The organism is Aeromonas sp. EU05-FHT14A05 (assembly GCF_058791175.1).
This window is the reverse complement of sequence record NZ_JBYTDH010000019.1, coordinates 32439-43080: the sequence shown is the minus strand read 5'-3', so window position 1 is coordinate 43080 and position 10642 is coordinate 32439. Positions and strand designations below refer to the sequence as shown.

Sequence of the window (10642 nt, the reverse complement as noted above, 5' to 3'; positions counted from 1 at the left end):
AGATGACTCAGATGAAAAAAGCCTGTGGTGCCCTGCTGCTCTGGGCCCTGTGTACCCTGCCTGCCCTGGCGGCCTGTGACTGGCCGGCGTGGCAGCATTTTCGCCAGCACTACATCAGCGAGGAGGGGAGGGTCATAGACCCGGCCGACGGTCGGCGGATCACCACCTCCGAGGGCCAGAGCTACGGCCTCTTCTTCGCCCTGGTCAACAACGACAGGGAGACCTTCGCCCGCCTGCTCGACTGGACCGAGCGGCGACTCGCCCGGGGGGATCTGACCGGCTTCCTGCCATCCTGGCTGTGGGGCCAGCAGGAGGATGGCAGCTGGGGCGTGCTGGATGAGAACAGCGCGTCCGACTCGGATCTCTGGATAGCCTACAGCCTGCTCGAGGCGGGGCGCCTGTGGGACAACCACAGCTACGAGTCCATCGGCACCCTGCTGCTGCGGCGCATTGCCCGGGAAGAGGTCGCCACCGTCCCCGGTCTGGGCCCTGTGCTGCTGCCCGGCGCCCACGGCTATACGGGGGAGGGGCGCTGGACCCTGAACCCGAGCTACCTGCCGCCCCAGCTGCTGGCTCGCTTCGCGGCGCTGCAGGGGCCCTGGCGCGAGATGCGCGGGCAACTGCCGAGGCTGCTGCAGGAGAGCGCCCCCCGTGGTTTTGCCCCCGACTGGGTGGACTGGCAGGGGGAGAAGGGGTGGCAGGTGACGGCCGACAAGGGGCCCCAGGGCAGCTACGACGCCATCCGCGTCTACCTCTGGCTCGGCATGCTGAACGACGAGGATCCCGCCAAGGGGCCCCTGGTAGCACACTTCGCCCCCATGCTGGAGAGCACGGCGACCCTCGGCGCCGTCCCCGAGCGGGTCGACACCCAGAGCGGCCAGACCCAGTTGCGGGGACCGGTCGGCTTTGCCGCCGCCCTGCTACCCCTCTCCCAGGGGCAGCCGATGCTGGCCAGCCTGCGTGAGCAGGTGAAACAGCATGGCGAGCAGGCCGACGCCTATTACGGCAGCGTCCTGACCCTGTTTGGCGCAGGCTGGGATCAGGGCCGCTATCGCTTCGCCGCGGACGGCACCCTGCAGCCAGGCTGGAGCGAGTCATGCCAAGCAGATTGACCCTGGGTTGCCTGCTCGCCTGCCTGATGAGCGGCAACCTGGCGCTGGGGGCGGTGCAGCCGGTGGACTGGTTGCTCGAGCAGGTCAGGATAGGGGAGGCCAGCGGGCGTGAGGATCTCGTCAGCAACAGCCTCTACTCCCTCTCCCTGGTGGAGCCCAATCACCCGGAACTGCTGGCGGCCCAGGCGCGCCAGGCCCTGCGTCAGGGCAAGATCAAGGAGGCGAAGGCGCTGCTGGCCCGGCTCGGCAAGCTGGCGCCGGACTCCCCAATTTACCGCCAGGGCATGGCCAATCTCGCCCTGAGCGACTCGGCCCAGCGCCAGCAACTGCAACAGGCGCGGCTGCTGACCAATGCCGGCCGGCTGGAGGAGGCCGAGCGCCTCTATCGCTCCCTGTTCGTGGGGGATCTGCCCCCGAATCTCGACGTGGCGGTGGAGTATGCCCTGCTGCAGATGCGCATGCCCGCCATGAAGGCGAAGGGCATGGCCTCGCTGGAGAGCCTGAACCGGCAATATCCGGGTGAGCCACGGGTGCGCAGCGGGCTGGCCCGCCACTACCTGGCCGACGGTCGGCGCCTGCAGGCCCTGGGGCTGCTGCGGGAGATGGCGAAGGATGACAACAGCCGTGGGGAGGCGGCGGAGATCTGGCTGGCGGACATCGAGGCCATGCCGGTCGGGCCCAGTAGCATCGACGAGTTGAAGCAATACATAGCCCTCTTCGGTACCGAGATGGAGGCCGACAAGGCCGAGGCGCTGCTCGCCACCCAGGAGGCGCAGTGGGCCTCTCCTGCCTATCGCTCCCGACAGCTGGCACTGGCCCGTACCGCCAGTGGCGGAGCCTCCATCGCCGAGCTGCAGCGGGCCCTCGCCGCCAATCCTGGGGATCCCGACCTCATGGGGGCCCTGGGTCAGGCCTATTCCCGCCACGATCAGCGCGCGCTCGCCATCGCCCAGTTCGAGCGGGTGCTGCGCCATCCCGATGTGACCGACAAGGAGAAGTGGGCCAGCCTGCTGGCCACCAACCGCTACTGGCTGCTGGTCAACCAGGGCTCCCAGGCCCTGGAGCAGCAGCAATGGGAGGTGGCGGCGACCCGCTATCGCAGCGCCATCGCCCTGGATGGCAAGGAGCCGGAGGCCTGGCTCGGATTGGGGGACAGCGAGCGGGGCCGTCATCGCGACGGCGAGGCCGAGCTCGCCTATCAGAAGGCCTTCGCCATGCCGGGAGCCCGTGATCGGGCTCTGGCCCGGCTGTTCGATCTCTACAAGGGGCAGGATCCGGCGCGGGCGCTGGCCCTGCTGGATCAACACGGCACCCCGGCCATGCAGGCCGAGGGCAAGCGGCTCAAGGCCGAGCTGTTGCAGGAGCAGGCCGATCAGCTCGACAAGGCCGGCAAGCTGCCCCAGGCCCTGGCCCAGCGCCAGGAGGCGCTGCGGCTGATGCCGGATGATGTCTGGCTGGCCTACCGGGTGGCCACCACCCAGGCCCGACTCGGGGATGTTGCAGGCGGGGAGCGGCTGCTGCGGGGGCGGTTGGCGGCGCAGCCACAGAACGACAGCCTGCGCTACGCCACTGCCCTCTACCTGTCGGGGCAGGATCAGTCGCCCCAGGCCCGCGCCGTGCTGGCCGAGGTGCCGGCCACGCGCTGGTCGGCGGACATGCAGGCGCTGGATCGCCGCCTCGCCCGTGGCGAGCTGCTGGCCAACGCCAGGCAATTGCACCAGCAGGGGGATGAGGCGGGTGCCGAGCGCCTGCTGCAGCCGTTGCAGCCCGATGACGAAGTGACTCTGATGCTGGCCGAATGGGCCGCGGAGCGCGGGGACGTCGCCGGGGCCGAGCGCCATTACCGCGCTGTGCTGGCACACGCCCCCCAGCACCCCGAGGCCAGGCTCGGCATGGCCGAACTGGCTCAGGCCAGAGGCGATCCGGCAGAGGCTCGCCACTGGCTGCCGGCCTGGCCGGTCAGCCCCTTGCCCCCAGACGAGTTCAACTACTACCGCCGGGTGGCAAACCTCTATCAGGCGCTGGGGGAGGGGGAGACGGCCCGGGCCATCTTCACCGGCTACGAGCCCCTGGTGTCGACACAGCCCGCCTCCCAGCAGACGGCCCTGTTCTGGCGGGACGCCGCCCGTCAGCGCTTCGCCAATGGCGACGCCGAGGGCGCCCTGGCGCGGGATCGCAAGGGACTGGTGGCGGCGGGCCTGGCCCCCGGGGAGGATCTGGATGGGGGCGCCCTGACCGCGCTCGCCCGCAGCCGCGACGGCGAGGAGTGGCTGGCCTCCGGGCTGCGCGGGGATCTGGACAGTCACTATCGGCAGAGCCAGACCACAGTCTCCCTCGACAGCGACTACTGGGGATCCAGCGGCACCGGCGGCGTCTCCGATCTGCGGGCCCTGACCCAGATGATGCAACTGGACACCCCCCTGGCCGGCGGCACCGCCTTTGGCCGCCTCGAGCTGGTGGACATGGATGCGGGCCAGCTGCCGGCCTCCCCCTACCGGGAGGAGTTCGGCACCTGCGCCGCCCGCGACTGCCGGGGAGGGGAGCACCAGCAGAGCCGGGGCACCACACTGGCGGCGGGCTGGCACAAGGGGGCCTGGGCCTTCGATCTCGGCACCACGCCCCTCGGCTTCGAGGTGGTGGACTGGGTCGGCGGCGCGACGGTGACGGGAGACTGGCGCGAGCTGGGGTGGGGGCTCACCCTCTCCCGGCGGCCCGTCAGCAGCTCGCTGCTCTCCTATGCGGGCACGGTGGATCCGGGGACCGGCATCAGCTGGGGCGGGGTGCGGGCGAACGGGGTCCGCCTCGATCTCAGCCATGATCTCGGGGGGGCCGTCGGCTTCTGGGGCAGCGCCCAGCAACACCTGCTGACGGGCAAGAACGTGCCGGACAACTGGCGCACCCGGCTCATGGGAGGGGGCTACTACAAGCTCATCAACGAGACGAACCGCCGGGCCAGCGTGGGGCTGAGCAGCATGCTGTGGCATTACCAGCAGGATCTGAGCGGCTATACCCTGGGTCAGGGGGGCTATTACAGCCCGCAAGGGTACTTCTCGATCTCGGTGCCGGTCAGCTACCGGCAGCGCACCCCCGACTGGTCATGGGAGCTGGGAGGCTCGGGATCCTGGTCCCGCTCCCGCACCGACGACAGCCGTCGCTACCCCCTGGAAGGCCTGCTGCCCGCCGGTTTGCCGGACAGGAACGAGCCGGTGCAGGGGGGCAGCAGCAGCGGCTTCGGCTATACCCTGAATGCCGTGGTGGAGCACCGCCTGACCGAGCACTGGCGCATCGGCGGGCGGATCGACATCCAGCAGGCGGATGACTATGCCCCCAGCCATGCCACCCTCTTCCTGCGCTACACCTTCAAGCCCTGGCAGGGGGATCTCGACATGCCGCCAAGGCCGTTGACCCCCTACGCAGACTTCGACTGACTCCTGCGCCCGGCTTGCCCGGGCGCCCTTATTTCAGGTAGGAGCGCAGCACCCTCACCACCTGGTCCAGATCCTCCAGCCGCTCGGCCGGGGTCGCCTCCGGTGCCCCCAGGTGCTCGCGCATATGGCCTTCCAGCACCTCCAGCATCAGGCCGTTGACGGCGCCGCGGATGGCGGCAATCTGCTGCAAGATGGCGGCGCAGTCGGTCTCCTGCTCCAGGGCACTCTCCAGGGCACCGGCTTGTCCCTTGATGCGTCTGACCCTGGCCAGCAGCTTCTTCTTGTCGTGAACCGTGTGTGACATGCAGGATCCTCTCGCGCGATAAAACTATACTGGGGTATAGTATATTGCATTGTCGCTCTCAGGAGAAATCCATGTCATCCCTCGCCTCATCCCACTGCCAGCAACCCGTCGTTCATGAAGGGAATCCGCTGGCGGAACAGAAGACCCGCTGGGCCGTGCTGCTCACCCTCGTCATGATGGTGGCGGAGATAGGTGGCGGCTGGTTCTACAACTCCATGGCGCTGCTGGCGGATGGTTGGCACATGAGCTCCCATGCCCTGGCCCTCGGTCTCTCCGTCGTGGCCTATCGCGCCGCCCGCCACTTCGCCCGGGATCACAGATTCAGCTTCGGCACCTGGAAGATAGAGGTGCTGGGAGGCTTCAGCAGCGCCCTGCTGCTGGTGGGGGTGGCGGGCCTGATGCTGTTCGAGTCGGTGGCCCGGCTGCTGGATCCCAGCCCGATCCATTATCAGCAGGCGATCGGCATCGCCACTGTCGGCCTGCTGGTGAACCTGGCCTGCGCCTGGCTGCTCAAGGACGATCACGGCCATCACCATGGTCACGACCATCATCACGGTCATCACGACCACGAGCACTCGCATGATCACCACCACGGCCATCAGGATCTCAACCTGCGTGCCGCCTACCTCCATGTGCTGGCGGACGCGGCGACCTCTGTGCTGGCCATCCTGGCGCTGGTGGGGGGCATGCTGTGGGGCGCCGACTGGCTGGATCCCCTGATGGGCATAGTGGGGGCCGTGCTGGTGGCGGTCTGGGCCCGGGGGTTGCTGCGGGACACGGGACGGGTACTGCTGGATGCGGAGATGGACGCTCCCCTGGTGGCGGAGATCCGCGAGGTGATAGCCGAGCTGCCTGACGTCGAGATCCACGATCTGCACGTCTGGCGGGTGGGGCAGGTGCAGTATGCGGCCGTGCTCTCCCTGCGGATGGCGGTTCCCATCCCGGCACAGGCGATCCGCGAGCGGCTCGCCATCCACGAGGAGCTGGTGCATCTGACCATAGAGATAGCGCAGGGATGAGGCCGGGCCCCGGGGCCCGGCCTCAGTGTGGCGGGCGCTCGTGTTCCCCCTTGGCCTGATCCTGCCAGAGGGAGCCCAGCATCAGCTTGAGCAGCAACCCCGGGGGGTCATCCAGCAGTCGACCCGGCTCCAGCAGCAGGTGGCCGTCGGCGCGAAAGCCCAGGCTGGCGTGGGTCTGTCCCTCGTCATCCAGGATCTGGATGATGCCGACCAGGGTTCCCCGCTCACCGGGCTGACAGCGCAGCCGCAGCTCGCGAGGCTCGCCCAGCAGGGTGAAGGCCCGGCAGAGGGGCGGCGTCTCTTCGTAATCGGGCCAGCTGAAGAAGTGATACTGCTCGGCGAGTCCCCCGGCCTGCTGGCAGAACTGGTGGAACAGCTGGGCAATTCCCTGATACTCCTGATCCAGCCGCTTTGCCTGCTCCTCGATCCGTTTCATAGGCCATGGCTCCTTGCTATCCATTTGATCGGAAATTGATTTTTCCGGCATGAACCCCTCTCTTTGCTGGTATGGGCCCAAAGCGGGGGCGAGTCTGTGAGCGCGATCCAATTTTCGTTATGAAAACGTTATCTTGTTGAATCGGGTTGGTTTTTTTTGCCCGGTCGCTCACATTTACAACAATCTCCGCTGATTAATATGGCATCGCTCGGCTACGACCGGGTACCTCGAGTATCGAGACCAACTACAGCGGGAATTATAAAAAAATGGATATGAAAAAGACCAAGGTGGCGCTGGTAACAGCCTCACTGCTCGCGCTTTTGTCAGGCTGTAACGACAACAGTTCTTCACCCTCCACCCCTCCCACCCCCCAGGATGAGCCCGTCGCGCGCCTTCCCAATGTCCAGCCCCCGGCCGAGCTGCTGGTGGCCGGTCCCGACCAGGCCGTGGTCGCCCTGGTGGATACCCAGAGCAGTGCGGCGCGCGGGATCACAGGTCCCTTCGCCAGCCACAGTCTGCACCTGTGGAACAACGAGGCCTGCGGCGCAACGTCGGCGGGCGGACTCAACACAGGTTGGGATGACGCCAGCAAGACCCCGGCGGCGGCGGACAGCTTCGGCCCGGCCTGGGTGGTGCCGCTCGCCAAGATGGAGGGCTGCATCAACTTCATCGCCCGCAACGGCGATCTGGCGAACCTGACCGGCAGCGACATGAAGGTGGTCTTCAGCGATCACCCGGATCGCACCGTGGCCATAGTCGCGGGCAAGAACGAGATCTTCGGCAGCCGGGCCGAGGCCTTCACCGCCGCCTTCGGCGTGGCGGGGGCCAGTGCCCACCTGATCGACGGCAACACCCTGATCTGGCAAGGGGGCAAGGACAAGCCCTATGTGCGCCTCTACTACACAGAGTCCGGCACCATCACCGCCAACAGCGAAGGGGTATTCGATTTCCCCTACCTCAAGCTGACCCCGGCCAGCCTCAGTGCCGAGCAGCAGGCCAAGTACCCGCACCTCAAGGATGCCGCCGCCTTCGCCCTGCCCGCCGGGAAAGATCTCAAGCCCCTGCTCAAGGGTGAGCTGGTGGCCATCGGCACCGATGCGGACGGCATCCTGCAGGGGGCCACCCTGGTGCAGAGCGCCGGTGCCCTCGATGCCCTCTACGCCGAGGCCGCCACCAAGCTCGCCTACGGCGCCATCGTCGAGGGGGGCAACGTCACCTTCCGGCTGTGGGCACCGACCGCCAGGTCGGTCAAGCTGGCACTGTTTGACGAGCAGCACAACTCCCTCGGCGAGCGCGCCATGACACAGGACGAGGCCAGCGGCAGCTGGAGCCTGCAGGGGGGCAGCGACCTGGTGGGCAAGTACTATCGCTATGCCGTCGAGGTCTATCACCCGGTCAGTCGCAAGCTGGAATCCTACCAGGTGACCGATCCCTACTCCCTGAGCCTGGCCATGAACTCCGAGTTCAGTCAGGTGGTGGATCTCGATGATCCTGCCCTCAAACCCGAGGGCTGGGACAGCCTCAAGGCCCCCCACAGCCAGGCCAATCCCGCCGACATCACCATCTATGAGGCCCATGTCCGGGATCTGACCGGCAACGACGACTCCACCCCGGCCGAGCACCGCGGCAAGTTCCTGGGGCTGACCGACACGGACAGCGTCCCCGTCACCCACCTGAAATCCCTGGCCAAGAGCGGCGTCAGCCACCTGCACCTGCTGCCGGTGTTCGACATCGCCACCGTCAACGAGGATCCGGCCAGGGTGGCCAACATAAGCGATGACTTCAGCAAGCTGTGCGAGGTCAATGCCGAGGTCAAGAACTCCAGGTTTGCCAGCCACTGCGGCGGCGGCCAGACCATAGCGTCCGTGCTGGAAGATCTGCAGGCCAGCGACAGCAAGGAGAACCCGGTTGTGCAGGAGCTGTACGGCTATCTGCGCGGCGTCGACTCCTTCAACTGGGGCTATGACCCCTACCACTACACAGCGCCGGAAGGCTCCTACGCCACCAATGCGGAGGGGACGGTCCGGATCAAGGAGTTCCGCGAGATGGTCAAGGCCATCAAGCAGAACATCGGCATGAACGTGGTGATGGACGTGGTCTACAACCACACCAACGAGGCGGGTCTCGGCCCCAAATCCGTGCTCGACAAGATAGTGCCCTGGTACTACCAGCGCCTCAATCCGGAGACCGGCTCGGTTGAGAACTCCACCTGCTGCTCCAACACGGCGCCTGAACACGCCATGTTCGCCAAGCTGATGGATGACTCCCTGGTCACCTGGGCGCGGGACTACAAGATCGATGCCTTCCGCTTCGATCTCATGGGTCACCACCCGAAAGATCAGATGGTGCAGGCCCTGGCCGAGGTGAAGAAGGTCAATCCGGACATGTACTTCTACGGCGAGGGGTGGAACTTCGGCGAAGTGCAGGATGACAAGCGCTTCGTGCAGGCGACCCAGAAGCACCTGGCCGGCACCGGCATCGGCTCCTTCTCCGACCGGCTGCGGGATGCGGTGCGCGGCGGCAGCCCGTTCGACGGCGGCGACGCCATCCGCAAGACTCAGGGCTTCGGCAACGGCGCCTTCGTGGATGTCAACGAGGTGGACGGCGTCGATCTCGCCACCGCCCTGCATCAGTCCGACCTGGTGCGCCTCGGCATGGCGGGCAACCTCAAGGAGTTCGTGCTGACCGACAAGGACGGCGTGCCGAAGAAGGGGGCCGACATCGACTACAACGGTCAACCAGCGGGCTATGCCCAGGATCCGACCGAAGTGCAGAACTACGTCGACAAGCACGACAACCAGACCCTGTTCGACAACCTGGTCTACAAGGCGCCAGCAGGAGCCGATCTGGTGCGGATGCAGGGGGTGTCGCTGGCCACCGCCATGCTGGGGCAGGGGATCCCCTTCACCCACGCCGGGGTCGAACTGTTGCGCTCCAAGTCCATGGAGCGGGACAGCTACGACTCCGGTGACTGGTACAACAGGGTCGATTACAGCCTGGGGGACAACAACTTCGACAAGGGCTTGCCGCGCAAGGACAAGGACGAGGCCAACTACGCGCTGATCGAGCAGGTGCTCGACCAGCACGCCAAGCCGGGCTCGGTCGAGATGGCGCAGATGGTGAGCTTCTACCAGGAGCTCTCCGAGCTGCGTCAATCCTCCCGTCTGCTGCGTCTTGGCAGCGGGTCTGAGGTGATCAAGCGGGTCGACTTCCGCAACACCGGGCCTGAGCAGATCCCGGGCCTCATCGTGATGAGCGTGGATGATGGCAGCAAGGCCGGTGCGGATCTGGATCCCGCCATCGACGGCCTGGTGGTGATGATCAACGCCACCAATGCCCCCCAGAGCATCGGCGACTTCCGTGACGGAGACGATCAGCCCATCGATCTCTCCGGCATGGTGCTGAGCGGGAAACATCGCGGGGTCGACAGCATCGCCAGTGGCGCCGCCTACGACAACGGCCAGCTGACGCTGGGAGCCTGGTCTGCCGCCGTCTTCGTCAAGCCGCAGAGTGGCGCCCAGGGCGCGGGCCTGCCGGTAGGCAAGAAGACGGATCTGAGCACATTGCCTCCCTTCGGTGACACCGCGGTCTATCTAAAAGGCTTCCTCGGGGAGTGGGGCGAAGCGAACCCGATGAGCTTCACCAGCAACTTCATGTACGAGTTCACCACCGAAGTGGCAACCGACAAGCTGGGCTCGACGGAAGTGAAGATCGCCGACGCCAGCTGGGGGCCGGTCAACTACGGCAGCTGCAACGCCGGTGACAAGCTGGTGGTGGGCACGCCGCTGACCCTTTGCAAGGGGGGAGATACCGGCAATATCGGGATCGATCTGGCCAAGGCCGGTACCTACAAGTTCGTCTTCACTGCCATGAACAAGGAGAAGCCCACCCTGAGCGTCAGCTACACCGAGCCGGTGCAGGGCTGCAAGGTGCTGGATACGGTGGCGGGCAACCCGCTGGGCTACAACCTGTTCGTCAAGGGTGAGCTGTCCGGCTGGAATCCCCAGCCTCAGTACCAGCTGAGCTACAAGGGGATGGAGGGGGATCTCGCCATCTATCAGGTCGCGTTCAACTACACCGGCACCACAGAGTTCAAGGTGGCCAACGAGGACTGGAGCAAGGAGTACCTGATCAATGGCGGTGGTGAAGTCCAGGCCGAGACAGGCTATCCGTTTGCCTTCTCCCAGCCGGCCAGCGCCAACAACAAGATCACTCTGCCGCAGGGTCTGTGGAGCGTGCTGGTGAAGGTGGATCCGGCTGCAGCCAAGCCGGGCACTGCCGTGATCCAGGAGTGCAGCGCCAAGTAAGCCTTCCTATCGAGCCCGGGGCTGACTCGGCAGCCC

6 protein-coding genes are annotated in these 10642 nt (G+C 66.4%); 4 read left to right on the top strand and 2 right to left on the bottom strand.

Annotation, left to right across the window (positions count from 1 at the left end; translation table 11 throughout):
* Window positions 1-2 precede the first annotated feature (2 nt).
* Both bcsZ and bcsC read left to right on the top strand, forming a co-directional pair.
* On the top strand, window positions 3-1112 hold the full coding sequence (gene bcsZ / locus AC3WR3_RS19650; protein WP_492293081.1) for a cellulose synthase complex periplasmic endoglucanase BcsZ: 1110 nt from the start codon (window positions 3-5) through the stop codon (window positions 1110-1112).
* Window positions 1097-4540: a cellulose synthase complex outer membrane protein BcsC gene (gene bcsC / locus AC3WR3_RS19645; protein ID WP_492293079.1), complete on the top strand. Its 3444-nt coding sequence runs from the start codon at window positions 1097-1099 to the stop codon at window positions 4538-4540. Before bcsZ ends, bcsC begins: the two co-directional genes overlap by 16 nt.
* 28 nt (window positions 4541-4568) lie before the next feature.
* Here the strand turns inward: bcsC and AC3WR3_RS19640 are convergent, their stop codons facing one another.
* Entirely contained in the window at window positions 4569-4844 is a 276-nt protein-coding gene (locus tag AC3WR3_RS19640; protein WP_265437033.1) for a metal/formaldehyde-sensitive transcriptional repressor, read from the bottom strand.
* 71 nt (window positions 4845-4915) lie between these two features.
* On the opposite strand from AC3WR3_RS19640, the gene dmeF reads away from it, so the two are divergent.
* Window positions 4916-5863 (top strand): CDF family Co(II)/Ni(II) efflux transporter DmeF, encoded by a 948-nt coding sequence (dmeF, locus tag AC3WR3_RS19635; protein ID WP_492293076.1) that lies wholly within the window; start codon window positions 4916-4918, stop codon window positions 5861-5863.
* Between the two features lie 22 nt (window positions 5864-5885).
* On the opposite strand, the gene AC3WR3_RS19630 is transcribed toward dmeF, so the two are convergent.
* Window positions 5886-6299 (bottom strand): hypothetical protein, encoded by a 414-nt coding sequence (locus AC3WR3_RS19630; RefSeq protein ID WP_247627867.1) that lies wholly within the window; start codon window positions 6297-6299, stop codon window positions 5886-5888.
* A gap of 266 nt (window positions 6300-6565) precedes the next feature.
* Here AC3WR3_RS19630 and pulA point away from each other — a divergent pair, with 266 nt between their 5' ends.
* Complete coding sequence (pulA, locus tag AC3WR3_RS19625) at window positions 6566-10606, top strand: pullulanase-type alpha-1,6-glucosidase (protein WP_492293074.1); 4041 nt, start codon at window positions 6566-6568, stop codon at window positions 10604-10606.
* Window positions 10607-10642 lie beyond the last annotated feature (36 nt).